Source organism: Leucobacter chromiiresistens (assembly GCF_900102345.1).
Taxonomy (GTDB): domain Bacteria; phylum Actinomycetota; class Actinomycetes; order Actinomycetales; family Microbacteriaceae; genus Leucobacter; species Leucobacter chromiiresistens.
The window spans coordinates 2,446,217-2,463,066 of sequence record NZ_FNKB01000001.1; the positions used below are offsets into that span (position 1 = coordinate 2,446,217).

The window sequence follows — 16,850 nt, forward strand, 5'->3', positions numbered from 1 at the left end:
ATTCTCCTCCGCCGCCCTCTCGACCAAGTTCCTTCATCATAGGCGGCGCAGGGCGGCCGGCTCACGGGGTGGCGGCGGGCCCGCTCCGGGGTGTACGGCTGGCGCTCACCGCGAGCCGTGGCCGAGAATACCGCTATGGCTGCAGACGACTTCGTGCTCGCTCCCGAGGAGTTGCGCGCGGTGGCCCGGTTCGCCGCTTCGTGCGCGTCGCGCGTGCTGCCCGACTTCGAGGCCGTCGCGCCGCACGATTCGCGACCGCGGGAGGCGCTCGACGCGGCACGCGTCTTCGCGGAGGGCGCTCCCCGCTCGAATCGGCAGCGCACTGCGGCGTTCGCGGCGCACCGCGCTGCTCGGGAGGCCCCGGACGAGCGAGCTCGGCTGGCGGCGCTCGCCTGCGGAGACGCCGCGGCCGCGGCCTATCTCCATCCGATCGCGCGGGCGTCACAGGTCGGCCACATCCTGCGCGCCGCGGCGTGCGCCGCGATCGTGCACGAGTCGCGGCCGGGAGCTGAGCCCGGGAGCGAGGTGCGCGCCCTGATCGCCCTCGCCGGGCAGTCCGTGCCGGCGATCCTGCGCCGGTATCCGCCCGCCCCGGAGGGGCGCACGCGGCTCGCGCAGGTGATGGGCGAGATCGATGCCGCGCTCAGAAGCGGCGCTGGCGCGCCGCCGACCGATGGCGCATCGGGCGCGTGACGCGAGTCTGCGAGGATCGCTCGCGCTCGTTCAGCCGAGGCGCACGACGGCCTGCACCACATCGCGCACGTACGTCCGGTCGAGGTCGCGGCGCTCGAAGTACCGATGCATCGGCCACCCCTCGATCAGCGCGTCGAGAGCGCGGGCCGTGCGCTCGGGGAAGTGCATCGCGAGCGAGGATCGGCTGAGCCGCATCCAGTCGTGGCAGTACTCGCGCACGGTGGCGTTGACGCTGCCGAAGGAGTACATCTCGAAGAGCGCCCGCATCTGCCGATCGTCCACATAGTCGCCCGCGATGAGATCGACGACGGCGTCGATCGCCGCATCGACGGTCGTCGCCCGCTCGAGTCGCGCCCGGTACTCCCGCGACATATCGGTGTACATATCGCGGAACGCCGCCTCGAAGATCTCGTGCAGCCCTCCGAAGTAGTAGGTCAGCGAACCGGGCGGCACCGCCGCGCGGGCGGCGATGGATCGGTGCGTGGCGCGGTGCACGCCGAGCTCGATGATGTCGTCGATCGCAGCGTGCACGATCTGCGCGCGTCGGTCGGGGGTGTCGCGGGCCATCGCGCTCCTCGGGTAGATTGAGAGACGGTCTTGTACATTTGTACACACCGAGAGGCGCCTGCGCTGCGCGCCACTCCGCATCCCCGTACTCAGGAGCCACCGTGCACGCAACTCTCCCCCGGCGCCGCCTCGCGCTGTTCGCGCTGTTCTTCATCCCCGGCCTCACCATCGCGTCATGGGTCACGCGCACCCCGGCGATCCGGGACCTGCTGCAGCTCTCGACCGCGGAGATGGGGCTCGTGCTCTTCGGCCTGTCGGCGGGCTCCATGATCGGCATCCTCGCATCGGGCCCGCTCGTGGCTCGTCTCGGTGCGCGCCCGCTCATCCTCGCCGGCACCCTCGGAGTGATTCTCAGCATGCCCACGATCGGCTGGGGCTCGGCGACCGGGGCACCCCTCGCAGTGACCGCCGGACTGTTCGTCTTCGGTCTCGGCATGGGCGGAAGCGAGATCGCGATGAACGTGGAGGGGGCCGACATCGAGCGCGGCTTCGGCCGGCCGGTGCTGCCGGCCCTGCACGGCTGCTTCAGCCTGGGAACGGTCGTCGGCGCGACGGCCGGCATCGGGTTCACCGCGCTCGCGGTTCCGGTGGTCTGGCATCTCGGCGCCGTCGGCGCGATCGCCACCGCGGGGCTCATCGCCGCGATCCCGCACGTGGCGCCCGGCGTCGGCATCGCGCCGCGCGATACCGCGAAGCCGAGCAGGGGCGGCCGGTTGCGCTCGGTGCTCGACGGTCGCCTGATTATCATCGGCGTCGTCGTGCTCGCGATGGCGTTCGCCGAGGGAACGGCGAACGACTGGCTGCCGCTCGTCATGGTCGACGGGCACGGCTTCGATCCGGCCCTCGGATCGGCGGTCTACGCGGTGTTCGCGGCTGCGATGACGATCGGCCGGTTCGCGGGCGGACCGTTCATCGAGCGCTTCGGCCGGCCCGCCGTGCTCTGCGCGAGCGCCGTATCGGGCGTCGTCGGGCTCGCCATCGTCATCTTCGTCGATCATCAGGTCGCCGCCGGTGCCGCGGTGATCCTCTGGGGGCTCGGCGCCTCCCTGGGCCTCCCCGTCGCACTGTCGGTCGCGGGGGCTTCGGGGCCCGACCCCGCCACCCGCGTGGCGATCGTCGCTACCCTCGGCTACGTCGCGTTCCTCGTCGGCCCGCCGCTCCTCGGCTTCATCGGCGAGCACGCCGGGCTGCGCTCCGCCCTGCTCGCACCGCTCGCGCTCATGGCGGTCGCGATCCTCCTCGCGCCCTACGTGGCCGAGCGGCGGAGCGTCGAACGTCGGGCGGAGGCGCCGGCGGCGTGACGCGCACTCGTCAGCAGCCCGACTCCGGTCGCCCGACGGCCCACGACCTCCGATCTCGCAGCGTCGCTACCGGCCCCGCAGGGCGTTGACCACGACCGCTCCGAGCGGGGCGAGCGAGCCGAGCATGAAGGCGGTGCTGAGCGCCGCGTCGGCGTCGCGGATCAGCGCACCGCTGATGAGCAGCGATCCGAAGAGGATCGCCGGGGTCTGATTCCGGCGTCTCGCCTCGGCGCGTCGCACGCGCTGCTCGAGCTGCGGCGAGCGCACTTCGAGTTCACCGCCGTCGATGCGGTCGAGCGTCGATCCGATCCGCCCCGGCAGGAGTGCGAAGGCCCGAGCCGCGTCGAGAGCGCGACGGGCCGCGTCCCCCACCACGTTGCCGCGCTCCTCCCGGATGAGCTGCTGCGCGTAGGGCTCGATCGCATCCCACAGGTTGAACTTCGGGTCGAGGGAGCTGCACACCCCGGAGGTGAGGGAGATCGCCCGGATGATGAGCAGGAAGTTCTCGGGCAGCTGGAACGGAAGGGTGCGGATCACGTCGCTGAACTCGTGCCCGAAGTCGCGGAACTCGCGCGGGTCGACCTCCCGGAGGTCGGCGAACCCCATGCCCCCGAATCGCGCGAAGAGCTGCGTCATCGCCCGCTCGAGCTCAGTGGCGTCGGCGGTGGGCAGCAGTACGCCGACCTCTCGCATCGCGGCGACGAGGCCCCTGCCGTCCCGCGTCGCAGCGGCGATCAGCATGGAGCGGAGTGCCCCACGGGTGCCCGCCGGCACCTCCCCCATCATCCCGAAGTCGATGAAGGTGAGCCGCCACCCCTCCGGAGCGTCGTCGTCGGGGGTGACGAAGACGTTGCCGGGGTGCGGGTCGGCGTGGAAGAAGGCGTGCGTGAACAGCTGGTCGAACATGACGGCCGCGAACCGCAGCGCGACGTCGTGCGGGTCGACTCCTGCGGCCCGCAGGGCGTCGATGTCGGTCACCTTGATCGCCGAGACGTCTTGCAGCGTGAGCACGCGGCGGCTGGTGCGCTCCCAGACGATCTCGGGCACGGCGACCCCCGCGCTTCCCGCGAAGTTCTCGCGGAAGCGCTCCGCATTGGCCGCCTCCTGCAGGTAGTCGATCTCCTCGAGGCTCGTCACCGCGAACTCCTCGACGAGCGACGGCATGTCGACGCGGCGCGATACGAGGCGCACGTGGCTCAGCCAGCGACCCACCTTGCGCAGCGCGGCGAGATCGACCGCCACGATCCCGTCGATGCCGGGCCGCTGCACCTTCAGCACGGCGTTCGAGAAGCCGACGTCCTCCGCCAGCGACGGGGCGAGGATCGCCGCGTGGGCCTGACCGAGCGAGGCGGCCGCGAGCGGCTCGTGCTCCACGTGCGCGAACACGGTCGTGAGCGGCACCCCGAGCTCCGCCTCCGCGAGGCGCCGGATGTCGGCGAACGGCTCCGGGGGCACCTCGTCCTGCAGGCCCTCGAGTTCTGCGGTGATCTCGGGCGGCAGCACGTCGAGGCGCGACGACATGAACTGCCCCACCTTGATCATGAGCCCGCCGAGCTCGACGGCGAGTCCGTGGAACGCCCGCGCGAACTTCCGCATCCGCCGCGGGCGCGTGCGCTCGGTGATACGCTGCAGCCCGAATCTCGGCAGCACGAGCTCGAACCACCAGGCGTGCGCGAGGTGCCGCGATGCGAACCGGAGGATGCGCCGGTACCTGGCGCGGTCGATCTCGGTCGGAAGGGCGCCGCTCGACGCGACGTCAGGCGACACCCGGCTCAGCCCTGAGCGAGAATGCTGTACAGGCGACGGCGGGCGTCCTCCAGCACCTCGACCGCTTCCGCGACCTGCTCCGCGCTCCCCGTCCGGCCCACCTGCGCCGCGGCCTGGGCCAGTTCGAAGCCCGCCTGCGCGAGTGCGCCGTGCCGCTTCGGCGCCCGCTGGGCGGACGCCTCCCACGGAGCGTTCGCCTCTCCGGCGGCCACGGCCTCGCCACCGGCGTCGGTGAGCGCGTAGGTCTTCCGCCCGTTCGACTCCTCCGCCGAGATCAAGCCCTCGTCGGCGAGCATCTGGAGCGCCGGGTAGACCGACCCCGCGCTCGGCTTCCACTCGCCCCCGCTGCGGCGCTCGATCTCCCGGATGATCTGATACCCGTGCATGGGCTCCTCGGCGAGCAGCGCCAGCACCGCGGCGCGCACGTCGCCGCGCGCCATCCGCGATCCGGCCCGCTTCTCGAAGCCGGTGCGCAGCTGGTCCATCGCCTCCCACAGCGACTCGCCGGCTGCGCCGGCACCGAACCCGAATGAATTGAACGACTGTTGCATGGCTTCCTTCGTGACTCGCGAGCGACTGGTGAGCGATAGTCGGCAATATACGCCGACACCCTGAGCGATAGGTGAGGATCGCGGATACGGGAGCGGCCGTCGCAGTCAGCTGGCCCGGCGATCCGACTTCGCCGTGCTCCGCTTCGCGGAGGCCCGTTTCGCCGCGGGCTTCTTCGGCTCAGCCTTCTTCGCCGCGGGCTTCTTCGCCGAGGCCTTCTTCGCCGCGGGCTTCTTCGCCGAGGATTTCTTCGCGGCAGTCCGCTTCCCCGCGGAGCCCGAGCGGGCGGCGCCCTTCGCCGAGGACGCGCCCCCGGCCCCACGCCTGCCTCCGGCCTTCTTCGCCGCCCGAGAACGCTGCACGCTCTCCTTCAGCGCCGCCATGAGGTCGATCACCTCTGCGTCCGACCCGTCCTCCTCCTCGGCGTCGCCGAACGTGGCCTCCGTATCGAGCGCGTCACCCGCTGCGAGTTTGGCGCGCACCAGTTGGCGCAGCTCCTCCTGGTATTCGTCGTGGAAGTCGGTCGCGTCGAAGTCGCCGCTGAAGCTCTTCACGAGCGCCGCCGAGAGCTGCAGCTCCTTCGCCGTGATGCGCACCCGCTCGTCGAGTTCGGGGAACTCCGCTTCGCGCACCTCGTCGGGCCACAGCAGATTCTGCACGACGAGCACGTCGTCGCGCACGCGGAGGGCCGCGATCCGCGTTTTCTGCCGCAGCGCGAACTGCACGATGGCCGTGCGGTCGGTCTGCTCGAGCGTGCGCCGCAGCAGCACGTACGCCTTCGCCGACTTGCCCGCGGGGCGCAGGAAGTAGCTCTTCTCGAACATGATCGGGTCGAGCTGATCGGTGGGAACGAACTCGACCACGGAGATCTCGCGGTTGCGCTCCTGCGGAATGGCTTCGAGCTCCTCCTTCGTGAGCACGACGGTCTCGTCGTCCTCCACGTACGCGCGATCGATGTCGGCGTACTCCACGGCTTCGCCGCACACCTCGCAGCGCCGCTGGTACCGGATGCGCCCGCCGTCGCGCGCGTGCACCTGGTGCAGCTCCACGTCGTGATCCTCGGTCGCGCTGAACAGCTTCACCGGCACATTGACGAGCCCGAAGGTGATCGCCCCGGTCCATATGGCTCTCATACGTACAGTAGAGCCGAATAGGGTGTCAACGGGCTACGCCTTGTGCGCCGACGCGAACATGCTGTAGCCATGGCCGGTGCACAGCACGCGGTGCGCATCGACGGGCGCGCCCTCCGTTTGTCGAACCTCGACAAGGTGCTGTACCCCGCAACCGGGACGACGAAGGGCGAGGTGCTCGGCTACGTGAGCGCCATCGCCGAGACCATGCTCCCCTACTGCCGCGACCGCGCCGCCACGCGCAAGCGCTGGCCCGACGGCGTGGGCGAGAGCGGCGAGGGCCCGAGCTTCTTCCAGAAGGACATCGGAGATGATGCGCCGTCATGGGTCGCCCGCGGCCGCATCGCGCACCGCGATCATCTCAACGCGTACCCGATGGTGAACGACGAGTCGACGCTCGTCTGGCTCACGCAACTCGCGGCGCTCGAAATCCATGTGCCGCAGTGGCGGTTCGATCGGGCGGCGGCCGAGCCGCCCGGCGAGCACGGCGGGGTCGAGGGGGCGGCAGACCCGAGACGGGCGCCGGATCGCCTCGTGCTCGACCTCGATCCGGGCCCCGGGGTCGACCTGCGGCAGTGCGCGCGCGTCGCCTTTCTCGTCCGCGACCTCCTCGACGGCATGGGCCTCGACTCCGTACCGGTGACGAGCGGCAGTGCGGGCATCCACGTCTACGCCCCGCTCGACGGCGGGCAGTCGTCCGAGCAGGTCTCCGCGGTCGCGCGCGAGCTCGCCCGCGCATTGGAGAAGGATCACCCCGGTGAGATCATCAGCAGCATGCAGCGGAGTCTGCGCGCCGGCAAGGTCTTCATCGACTGGAGCCAGAACAACGGCAGCAAGACCACGATCGCTCCCTACTCGCTTCGCGGTCGCGCACGCCCGACCGTCGCGGCGCCGCGGACCTGGCGCGAGCTCGCCTCCCCGCACCTGCGCCACCTCGAGTTCCGCGAGGTGCTGGAGCGCGTCGAGCGACGCGGCGATCCGCTGGCCGAGCTGACCCGCGAGAGCGCGGCCGCGCGCACGTCGGAGCGACTGGAGGTGTATCGCTCGAAGCGCGATGCGCAGCGCACCCCCGAGCCCGTGCCCGAAGCGCACCGACGCACCGGCGGCAATCGGACCGCGGCGGCCCGAGGGCGTGCAGTCGCCGCCCATGAGGGCGACGCGGCGGAAGGCCCGGTCTTCGTCATCCAGCGGCACGAGGCCCGTCGCCTGCACTACGACTTCCGGCTCGAGCACGACGGGGTGCTCGTCAGCTGGGCCCTCCCGAAGGGGGTGCCCACCGATCCCCGCCGCAATCACCTGGCGGTGCCCACCGAGGATCACCCGATGGAGTACCGCACCTTCGAGGGCGAGATCCCGAAGGGCGAGTACGGAGCAGGCACGGTGCGCATCTGGGACGCCGGCACGTTCGCGCTCGAGAAGTGGCGCGACGACGAGGTCATCGCGACGCTCACCGGCACCGTCGACGGCGGCATCGGCGGCACCCGCACCTACGTGCTCTTCCGCACGCAGGAGGATCCGCCGCAGTGGATGATCCATCTCAAGGCAGACCGGGCCGACCGGGCAGGCCGGGCAGACCGCGCAGACCGGGCGGATCGGGCAGACCGCGCAGACCGGGCCGAGCAGCCCGCGGCGTCGACGGGAGCCCGCGCCGGGCGCCCATCGCCCGGCGAGCCGCTGCCCGACGCCGCGCGGCCCATGCTCGCGACGCGATCCTCAGCCGCCTCCCTCGAGCATCTCGACGCCGGCGACTGGTCGTTCGAGATGAAGTGGGACGGCATGCGCGCGATCGTCGCGCTCGACGGCGACCGCGTGACGGTCACCAGCCGGTCGGGGCGCGACGTCACCGCGAGCTTCCCCGAGCTGCGCGACACGGCGCAGGCGGTCCTCGCCGACTCCGCGGTGCTCGACGGCGAGATCGTGGCGCTCGGGCCCGGCGGCGCCCCCAGCTTCTCGCGGCTGCAGGATCGCATGGGCCTCACCGGTGCTCGCGAGGTCGCGCGCGCTCGGCGATCGGCCCCGGTGCGCTTCTTCGCCTTCGACGTGCTCGCACTCAACGGCACCGACTGCCGCGCGCTGCCGTACGACGCGAGACGCGAGCTGCTGCTCGAGAGCTTCGATGACGGCGACGACAGCGACGGCGACGACGGGCGCGGCGAAGCAGGCGGCGGGAGCGGCGAAGCAGGCGGCGGCGGTGCCGCAGCCGGGCGGGGCGCGGTGGCGGTGCCGCCCGCGTTCGCGGGCGATGCCGCGGCCGCGCTCGCCGCGAGTCGCGAGCTGGGCCTGGAGGGCGTCGTCGCGAAGCGCCGCACGAGCCCGTATCGGGCCGGCACGCGATCGAGCGAGTGGCTGAAGGTGCCGCTCGCCGAGACGACCGAGGCGGTCGTGATCGGGTGGCGGGCGAGCGACGCCGACCCGTCGGGCTTCGCGTCGCTGCTCATCGCGATCCCCGGAGAGCGCGGGCTGCAGTACGCCGGCCGCGTCGCGAGCGGGTTCAGCGCGTCGGTGCGGCGACAGGTGCGGCGCGTGCTCGCGGCGGACGAGCGGGCCGAGCCCGCCTTCGACGTGCCGAGCGAGGCGCGGCGCGAGGCGCACTGGGTCGCACCGCGCCGCGTGGGCGAGGTGACGTTCCGCGAGCGCACGCCGGAGGGGCGGCTCCGTCACGCCGCGTGGCGCGGGTGGCGGCCCGACCGGGATGTCTCCGAGTTCCTCGGCGGCCCGTAGACTCGTGCATCATGGCAATGGGATCGACGATGCACACCTTCGAAGTGGACCTGGCAGACGTGGATCGCGGGGTGTACGAGCAGTTCACGCTGCGCGTCGCCCGGCACCCCTCTGAAACGGCCCCCTTCATGATCACGCGCGTGCTCGCCTACTGCCTCGAGTACACCGAGGGCGTCGCGTTCGGCGGTGGCGTGTCGACCGTCGACGAACCGGCGGTGATGGTGCGCGACCTGACCGGCTCGCTGTCGGCCTGGATCGAGGTCGGAGCACCCGACGCCGCCCGTCTGCACTCCGGGAGCAAGTCGGCGGAGCGCGCCGTCGTGTACACCCACCGCGACCCCGAGAAGGTGCTGGCGAACTGGCGGGGCAAGACGATTCATCGCGCGTCGCAGATACCGCTCTTCGCGGTCGATCCCGCCCTCGTCGCGGGCGCGGCCGACGCCCTCGAGCGGCGCAACGCGCTCTCCGTCTCGCGCACCGAGGGCCAGCTGTACCTCGACCTGAACGGGGCGAACCTGTCGGGTGCGCTCGCGGAGCACCGCATCGCGGAGCCGAGCGCCTAGCGTTCAGAGGATGATCGTCGTCGCGCCCGGGTCGACCCGGCGCGGGCGCGTCGCCCCCCAGATGATCGCGACGCCGACGGCGGTGAGCACGAGGCCCGCGACGACCGCGGCGATCGACAGCGCCACCCCCGGCCAGAGGAGCGCGAGAATGCCGCCCGCGAGCAGCACCGCTCCCGGCACGATCCCGATGCTCGGCCGGTGCCGGGCGAATCGCAGACCGACGGCGAGCCAGAGCGCGCCGAACGCGATCAGCCCGAACCCGGCGAAGCTCACCAGCGCGCGTGCAGTGGCGCCAGTGAAGGCGAGGGCGATGACTCCTGCGACGACGAGCAGGATGCCGCCGATCGATCTGCCGCGAGCGAGCAGCACCGCGCCGTTCGCGATGAGGGCCGAGGCGAACAGCACCACCAGGATCCAGCTCGCCGAGAAGAACGGCCATACGACGAGGCCCAGTCCGATCACGGCGACGATCGCGCCGACCGCGATCACCGTGCCCTTCGGGAACGCGGGCTGAGCACGGTCGGCCCCGTCGGAGCCGCCGCGCATCGGTACGGGCATGTGGGGCAGGGACACGGAGACCTCCGGGTTCGGCGGACGGATCGCACGGAACCGTCCGAGCCTCGGTTCGGGCGGCCGTGCAGCTACTGTACGACGCCCGCCTTCGAACTCACCGGCAACCCGAGGCATGATCGCCAGCGGCGCAACCCGTCGCACCGGAGCGATCGGCACGGGCACAATGGAGACGATGCAACGCGACGACTTCCTCCGCCCGGCCCTCGAGGTGGCTCCGCACCTGCTCGGCTCGCTCCTGTCGGTCGACGCTCCCGGCGGCCGGGTGACCATCCGCATCACCGAGGTCGAGGCGTATCACGGAGTCGGTGTGCCCGGCGTGCGCGATGCCGGCTCGCACGCCCGGAACGGGCGCACGGAGCGCAACGCGTCGATGTTCGGCCCGCCGGGCCACGCCTACGTCTACTTCAGCTACGGCATGCACTTCGCCGTGAACCTCGTGTGCTCGCCCGAGGGCTCCGCCTCCGGTGTGCTCGTGCGCGCCGGCGAGGTCGTCGCCGGCGCCGACGTGGCGCGCGAACGCCGCAGCGCGCGGCGAGCGGGCACCGACGTTCCGGCCGACCATCTCGCCCGCGGGCCCGGCAACGTCGCGCAGGCCCTCGGCATCCGTCGGGAGACGCACGACGGGCGCTCCCTCTTCGCGGAGCCGTTCTCCCTGCAGCTGCCCGATCGGGCGGTGCCGACGATCGCCTCCGGGCCCCGAGTCGGCGTCGCCGGCGTCGCGGGCGGCCCCGAGTTCCCGTGGAGGTTCTGGATCCCGGGCGAGCCGTCGGTGTCCGCGTTCCGGCCGGGCCGGGGCGCGCCGCGCCCCGTGCGCCGCAGCTAGCGCGCGTCCTCCACGGCGAGGGCCGATGCACCGGTCTGCGGATGGAACTTCGCCAGCCCGACGACGCCGATGATCGCCACGGCTCCCGATGCGACGAATGCGAGGATCGCCCACGCGGGTGCGCCCGCAGCCTCGTCGAGCACGGTGATGCCGATGAGCACCGCGACGATCGGGTCGACCACCGTGAGACCCGCCACCACGAGGTCGGGCGGGCCCGACGAGTAGGCGTTCTGCACGAAGACGAGGCCGAGCAGCGCGCCGGCGATGAGCGCCGCGACGCACGCCCAGGTGAGCCATTCGAACTCGCCCTGCTGCAGTCGCCCGATCACCGACTTCGCGAAGGTCGCGACGAAGCCGTAGAGCACGCCGGCGCCGATGATGTAGATGAGCGCGACGCCGCGGTGGCGGAAGACGAGGGTGAGCACCGAGATGACGGCGAACACGACGCCGAACGTGATGAGGATCTCGATCAACTTGGCATCGGTGACCGGCTGATCGGAGGCCGTGAACGCCGCCACGCTCACGAACACCACGATGCCGAGCACGGCGAGCCCGATCGATGATTGCACACGCTTGCCGAGTCGCACCCCGCTCACGCGAGAGTTGAGAATGGAGGTGATCACGAGCCCGACCACGCCGATCGGCTGCACGATGATGAGCGGCGAGAGCGAGAGCGATCCGATCTGGAACACGACGGCGAGGCCGAGGAAGAGGGTGCCGACCACCCAGGAGGGACGCCGCAGCAGACTCGCGATGTGACGGAGCGACAGGCCCGCGCCCGCGCTCTGGCCCGTGATGCGCTCGACCTTGTTGAGGCCGCGCGACTGGTACTGCGCGCCGAACGCGAGCAGCGCGGCGCCGATCAGGGCGAGCGGAATGCCGATGAACTGCTTCGGGTCGAGCGCGGTCATCTCGGTGACCGCTTCGGAGAGACCGAGGTCTCCCGTGAGCCGGGCGGCGTCAATCAGGCTCGCATGCACAGCACCACCCTAGCGCGTGGAGGGGTCGTCGCCCCGGCGAACTCCCGTCCGCCTCGCTCGCGCCCCGATCGTTCAGGCGTCGTCGCCGCGCATGAGCTCGACGAGTCGCGCCGCAGCGCGGGGCACCTCGTCGTTCACGATCACCTCGTCGAATTCGTCGGCGGCGGCGAGTTCGACCTTCGCGGTCTCGAGGCGGCGCGTGCGCTCCTCCTCGTCCTCGGTGCCGCGCCCCACGAGGCGGTCGACGAGTTCGTCCCAGCTCGGCGGAGCGAGGAACACGAGTCGCGCCTCGGGCATGCTCGCCCGCACCTGGCGCGCCCCCTGGAGGTCGATCTCGAGCAGCATGAGCGCCCCGCGCTCTGCGGCCTCCAGCACCGGGCGACGCGGCGTGCCGTAGCGCGACTTGTTGTGCACGGTCGCCCACTCCAGCAGCTCGTCCGCCGCCAGCATGCGGTCGAAGCCCTCGTCGTCGACGAAGAAGTAGTGGCGTCCGTGCTCCTCCCCCGGTCGCGGGGCGCGGGTCGTCGCCGACACGGAGAGCTGCACCTCGGGGTAGTGCTCGCGGATGTACGTCGCGACCGTCCCCTTGCCCACCGCGGTCGGGCCGGCGAGCACCGTCAGCGGCGGGCGGGGGCCGACCCGGCCGCCGCCCGTGCGCTCGCGCACGAAGGCCTCGAGCCGGTCGCGCTGCAGCTTGCCGAGGCCGCCGAGCCGCTTGCGCTCGGAGATGCCCAGGTCTTCGCGCACGCGCTCCGCCTTCACCGCACCGATTGCGGGGAACGACAGGAGGAAGTCGGTGATCCTCAGCGACGCGGCCGGCGTATCGGGCAGCCGCGACTGCTCGAGCACGCGGAACGGCGACACCTCGCCCGATCGCAGACGCCGCTTGAGATCCGCGCGCGTCTGTCGCGCCGCGATCGCGGCGCGGTTCGCCGCCACACGATCCACCTCAGGCATCGTCCGAGCAGTCGTCACCGTGTCACTCCTTCATGGTCTCCGTGCGCGAGCTGTGCGCAATGCGTCATAGCCTAGGCCGGTTCGCCGCTCAACGCGAAGCGAACCGCTGCTGCGCGCTCCCGAATCCGGTCGCGCAGCCCCGCGGGCCCGCCGTTCAGAATGCTGCGGGATTCGTTCGCGAGCAGCGCGTGACCGATGCCGCCGAACACCCGGCCCGCATCCTCGATGCGGGCGCCCTGATGGCCGAACCCCGGTGCAAGCACCGGCAGGGCGGGGCCGGCGGGCCGCACGGCGACGTCGATGCCGAACGCCGACAGATCGAGCGTCGCGCCAAGCACGACGCCGACGCCGCCGACCGGCGCGCTCGCGTGCGCGGCGTTCCACGCCGCCGCGTCCTCCACCATCGCGGCGGCGACGGTGCGACCGTCGGCGCGGCGCGCCTGCTGCACCTCGGCGGCCTCGGGATTCGACGTCGCGGCGAGCACGAACAGCCCCTTGCCGTCGCGCTGCACGCGCTCCAGCGCACCGGCGAGCGTGCCGAAGCCCTGATACGCGACGACCGTCATCGCGTCCGCCTCGAGCGGGGAGCCCGGAGCCAGCCAGGTGTCGGCGTACGCCGCGAAGCTCGAGCCGATGTCGCCGCGCTTCACGTCGGCGACGACGAGGAGCCCCGCCTCCCGCGCGTCGGCGAGCACCCGCTCGAGCGCGGCGAACCCGGCGGCGCCGAAGCGCTCGAAGAAGGCGATCTGCGGTTTGACGCAGGCGGCGACGCCCGCTGCGGCGGCAACCACGTCGCGCCCCATCCGCTCGGCGCCGTCGGCGTCATCTGCGACCCCCCAGCCGGCGAGCAGCGGCCCGTGCGGGTCGATGCCCGCGCAGAGGTGCCGGCCCGCGGCGAACTCCGCCGCGAGCCGGTCTCCGAACCCCGGTCGGGTCATCGCCCGGCCAGCGCCGCGTCGCGGTCGGCCTGGTACTCCTGGAGCGACTTCACGTCGAACCCGCTCCGCTGCGCCGAGATCGCCCCGACCGCCGCCGACAGCTCCGACACCGTGGTGAAGATCGGCTTGCCGGCGGCCACGGCAGCGGCGCGGATCTCGTACCCGTCCGCACGCGCCGAGCTGCCCGACGGCGTGTTGATGATCATGTCGATGTCGCCCCGGTTGATGAGGTCGACGATCGTGTCTCCCTCGGCCCCGGCGCTGTGCTTGCGCACCACCTCCGACGCGATGCCGTTGCGGCCGAGCACCACCTGCGTGCCCTGCGTCGCGAGGATGCGGTAGCCCAGCTCCTGCAGGCGGAGTGCGGGCAGAACGATCGACCGCTTGTCGCGGTCGGCGACCGAGAGGAACACCGTGCCGCTCTCCGGCAGCTCGCTGCCGGCCGCCGACTGGCTCTTCGCGAAGGCGGTCGGGAAGTCGCGATCCATGCCCATCACCTCGCCGGTCGAGCGCATCTCGGGTCCGAGCAGCGAATCCACGACGAAACCCTCGTGCGTGCGGAACCGCTTGAACGGCAGCACGGCCTCCTTGACGGCGATCGGCGCGTCGATGGGCGCCCGCGAGCCGTCGCGCTCGGGCAGCAGCCCGCTCTCGATGAGCTCGGAGATCGTCTCCCCCGCCATGATGCGCGAGGCCGCCTTCGCGAGCGGGATCCCGAGCGCCTTCGACACGAAGGGCACCGTGCGCGATGCGCGCGGATTCGCCTCGAGCACATAGAGCACGCCCTGTCCGATCGCGAACTGCACGTTCAGCAGGCCGCGGACGCCGATGCCCTCGGCGATGCCGAGCGTCGCCTCGCGCACCCGGGCGATCTGATCGTGCCCGAGGGTGACCGGGGGCAGCGTGCAGCTCGAGTCGCCCGAGTGCACGCCCGCCTCCTCGATGTGCTCCATGACGCCGCCGACGTAGAGCTGCTCGCCGTCGTAGAGCGCGTCGACGTCGATCTCGATCGCGTCGTCGAGGAAGCGGTCGACGAGCAGCGGATGGCCCGGCCCGACGAGGGCGTGGCCCTCGATGCGGCCGAAGTAGCCGTGCAGCGACTCGGTGTCGTACACGATCTCCATGCCGCGCCCGCCGAGCACGAAGGAGGGGCGCACGAGCACGGGGTAGCCGATCTCCTCCGCGATGCGGATCGCACCCTCCTCGTCGATCGCCGTGCCGTTGCGCGGAGCGAGCAGGCCCGCGCGGTCGAGGATGCGCGAGAATGCGCCGCGCTCCTCGGCGAGGTCGATCGCCTCCGGAGTGGTGCCCAGGATCGGCACGCCCGCGTCCTTCAGCGGCTGGGCGAGGCCGAGCGCCGTCTGGCCGCCGAGCTGCACGACGACGCCGAGCAGCTCGCCCGACGCCTGCTCGGCGTGGATGACCTCCAGCACGTCCTCGAGCGTGAGCGGCTCGAAGTAGAGGCGATCCGACGTGTCGTAGTCCGTCGACACCGTCTCGGGGTTGCAGTTGATCATGATGGTCTCGTACCCCGCGTCGGAGAGCGCGAACGAGGCGTGGACGCAGGAGTAGTCGAACTCGACGCCCTGACCGATGCGGTTCGGGCCGGAGCCGAGGATGACGATCTTCTTGCGGTCGCTCGCGGCGACCTCCGTCTCGGAGTCGTACGAGGAGTAGTGGTAGGGCGTGAGCGCCGGGAATTCGCCGGCGCACGTGTCGACGGTCTTGTACACGGGGCGCAGGCCGAGCCCGTGGCGCAGGCCGCGGATCTCCGATTCGGACACCCCGCGGAGCGCCGCGATCTGCACGTCGGAGAACCCGTGATCCTTCGCCTCGCGCAGCACGTCGAGCGTGAGCTGACCCGCGCGCTGCACCGTCTCGGCGACCTCGTTGATCAGCTGGATCTGATCGAGGAACCAGGGGTCGATCGACGTGGATTCGAAGACCTGCTCGATGGTCGCGCCGAGCCGCAGTGCCTGCTGCACGTCGACGATGCGCCCGTCGGTGGGGCGCTTGATGGTCTCGAGGATCTGCTCGACCGAGCGCGACTCGTCGCCCCAGTGGAAGGAGGAGCCCTGCTTCTCCAGCGAGCGCAGCGACTTCTGCAGCGCGGTCGTGAAGTTGCGCCCGATCGCCATCGACTCGCCCACCGACTTCATGGTGGTCGTCAGCGTGTCGTCGGCCGCCGGGAACTTCTCGAACGCGAATCGCGGAGTCTTCACGACGATGTAGTCGATCGACGGCTCGAAGCTCGCCGGCGTCTTCTGCGTGATGTCGTTCGGGATCTCGTCGAGCCGGTACCCGAGTGCGAGCTTCGCGGCGATCTTCGCGATCGGGAAGCCGGTCGCCTTCGAGGCGAGCGCCGACGAGCGCGAGACGCGCGGGTTCATCTCGATGACGATGATGCGCCCCGTCGCGGGATCGACGGCGTACTGGATGTTGCAGCCGCCGGTGTCGACGCCCACGCGGCGGATGATGTCGATGCCGATGTCGCGCAGCTTCTGGTACTCGCGGTCGGTGAGCGTCAAGGCCGGCGCCACGGTGATGGAGTCGCCGGTGTGCACGCCGACGGCGTCGACGTTCTCGATGGAGCAGACGACCACGGTGTTGTCCGCGGTGTCGCGCATCAGCTCGAGCTCGTACTCCTTCCACCCGAGGATCGACTCCTCGAGCAGCACCTCGCTGGTCGGGCTGTAGTGCAGCCCGTCGCCCGCGATCCGGACCAGCTCCTCCTCCGTGTACGCGAAGCCCGAGCCGAGGCCGCCCATCGTGAACGAGGGGCGCACGACCAGCGGATAGCCGAGATCCTTCGCGAACTCCTTCGCCTCCTCGAGCGTGTGAGCGATGTGCGAACGCGCCACGTCCGCTCCCGACTCGATCACGAGATCCTTGAAGATCTGGCGATCCTCGCCGCGCTGGATCGCCTCGACCTTCGCGCCGATGAGCTCGACGCCGTGCTTCTCGAGGATGCCGCGGTCGTGGAGCTCGATCGCCGCGTTGAGCGCGGTCTGACCGCCCAGCGTGGGGAGGATCGCGTCGGGCCGCTCCTTAACGATGATCGATTCGATGACCTCGGGGGTGATCGGCTCGACGTACGTCGCATCGGCGAAGTCGGGGTCGGTCATGATCGTGGCGGGGTTCGAGTTGACGAGGATGACGCGCACGCCCTCCTCGCGGAGCACGCGGCACGCCTGGGTTCCCGAGTAGTCGAACTCGACGGCCTGGCCAATGACGATCGGACCCGAGCCGATGACGAGTACTGAATTGATGTCTGAACGCTTGGGCATC

The 16,850-nt window shown here is 71.4% G+C and carries 14 protein-coding genes; 5 read left to right on the forward strand and 9 right to left on the reverse strand.

What is annotated here, in order from left to right:
* Positions 1 to 135: 135 nt before the first annotated feature.
* A complete protein-coding gene (locus tag BLT44_RS11200; RefSeq protein WP_010156990.1) occupies positions 136 to 693 on the forward strand; it encodes a putative immunity protein in 558 nt (185 codons plus the stop codon).
* Positions 694 to 723: 30 nt separating this feature from the next.
* Here the strand turns inward: BLT44_RS11200 and BLT44_RS11205 are convergent, their stop codons facing one another.
* Positions 724 to 1,260, reverse strand: a complete 537-nt coding sequence (locus tag BLT44_RS11205) for a TetR/AcrR family transcriptional regulator (protein ID WP_010156988.1) — start codon at positions 1,258 to 1,260, stop codon at positions 724 to 726.
* Between the two features lie 101 nt (positions 1,261 to 1,361).
* On the opposite strand from BLT44_RS11205, the gene BLT44_RS11210 reads away from it, so the two are divergent.
* Positions 1,362 to 2,561, forward strand: a complete 1,200-nt coding sequence (locus BLT44_RS11210) for an MFS transporter (RefSeq protein WP_010156987.1) — start codon at positions 1,362 to 1,364, stop codon at positions 2,559 to 2,561.
* 66 nt (positions 2,562 to 2,627) lie between these two features.
* Here BLT44_RS11210 and BLT44_RS11215 read toward each other — a convergent pair whose 3' ends face one another.
* The 3 genes from BLT44_RS11215 to ku form a co-directional block, all read right to left on the reverse strand.
* Complete coding sequence (locus BLT44_RS11215) at positions 2,628 to 4,328, reverse strand: ABC1 kinase family protein (protein ID WP_010156986.1); 1,701 nt, start codon at positions 4,326 to 4,328, stop codon at positions 2,628 to 2,630.
* 5 nt (positions 4,329 to 4,333) lie between these two features.
* Positions 4,334 to 4,879 (reverse strand): PadR family transcriptional regulator, encoded by a 546-nt coding sequence (locus tag BLT44_RS11220; RefSeq protein ID WP_010156985.1) that lies wholly within the window; start codon positions 4,877 to 4,879, stop codon positions 4,334 to 4,336.
* A 105-nt stretch (positions 4,880 to 4,984) separates the two neighbouring features.
* Positions 4,985 to 6,010, reverse strand: a complete 1,026-nt coding sequence (ku, locus tag BLT44_RS11225; protein WP_074690221.1) for a non-homologous end joining protein Ku — start codon at positions 6,008 to 6,010, stop codon at positions 4,985 to 4,987.
* A gap of 69 nt (positions 6,011 to 6,079) precedes the next feature.
* Here ku and ligD point away from each other — a divergent pair, with 69 nt between their 5' ends.
* Both ligD and BLT44_RS11235 read left to right on the forward strand, forming a co-directional pair.
* Positions 6,080 to 8,728: a non-homologous end-joining DNA ligase gene (gene ligD, locus BLT44_RS11230; RefSeq protein ID WP_074690223.1), complete on the forward strand. Its 2,649-nt coding sequence runs from the start codon at positions 6,080 to 6,082 to the stop codon at positions 8,726 to 8,728.
* An 11-nt stretch (positions 8,729 to 8,739) separates the two neighbouring features.
* The gene (locus BLT44_RS11235; protein ID WP_040504978.1) at positions 8,740 to 9,291 is read left to right on the forward strand and encodes a YaeQ family protein; all 552 of its coding nucleotides are present in this window, start codon (positions 8,740 to 8,742) and stop codon (positions 9,289 to 9,291) included.
* A 3-nt stretch (positions 9,292 to 9,294) separates the two neighbouring features.
* Here BLT44_RS11235 and BLT44_RS11240 read toward each other — a convergent pair whose 3' ends face one another.
* Positions 9,295 to 9,864, reverse strand: a complete 570-nt coding sequence (locus BLT44_RS11240; protein ID WP_231291551.1) for a DUF308 domain-containing protein — start codon at positions 9,862 to 9,864, stop codon at positions 9,295 to 9,297.
* A 172-nt stretch (positions 9,865 to 10,036) separates the two neighbouring features.
* On the opposite strand from BLT44_RS11240, the gene BLT44_RS11245 reads away from it, so the two are divergent.
* Positions 10,037 to 10,687, forward strand: coding sequence for a DNA-3-methyladenine glycosylase (locus tag BLT44_RS11245; RefSeq protein ID WP_029608305.1), 651 nt, complete (start codon positions 10,037 to 10,039; stop codon positions 10,685 to 10,687).
* Here BLT44_RS11245 and BLT44_RS11250 read toward each other — a convergent pair.
* The 4 genes from BLT44_RS11250 to carB form a co-directional block, all read right to left on the reverse strand.
* Positions 10,684 to 11,667, reverse strand: coding sequence for a DMT family transporter (locus BLT44_RS11250; RefSeq protein ID WP_010156977.1), 984 nt, complete (start codon positions 11,665 to 11,667; stop codon positions 10,684 to 10,686). The genes BLT44_RS11245 and BLT44_RS11250 overlap by 4 nt on opposite strands.
* Before the next feature lie 72 nt (positions 11,668 to 11,739).
* Entirely contained in the window at positions 11,740 to 12,624 is an 885-nt protein-coding gene (gene gmk / locus BLT44_RS11255; protein WP_040504977.1) for a guanylate kinase, read from the reverse strand.
* A 71-nt stretch (positions 12,625 to 12,695) separates the two neighbouring features.
* On the reverse strand, positions 12,696 to 13,562 hold the full coding sequence (gene pyrF / locus BLT44_RS11260) for an orotidine-5'-phosphate decarboxylase (RefSeq protein ID WP_010156975.1): 867 nt from the start codon (positions 13,560 to 13,562) through the stop codon (positions 12,696 to 12,698).
* Positions 13,559 to 16,849: a carbamoyl-phosphate synthase large subunit gene (gene carB / locus BLT44_RS11265; RefSeq protein WP_010156974.1), complete on the reverse strand. Its 3,291-nt coding sequence runs from the start codon at positions 16,847 to 16,849 to the stop codon at positions 13,559 to 13,561. The genes pyrF and carB overlap by 4 nt, the downstream gene beginning before the upstream one ends.
* Position 16,850: the final 1 nt, after the last annotated feature.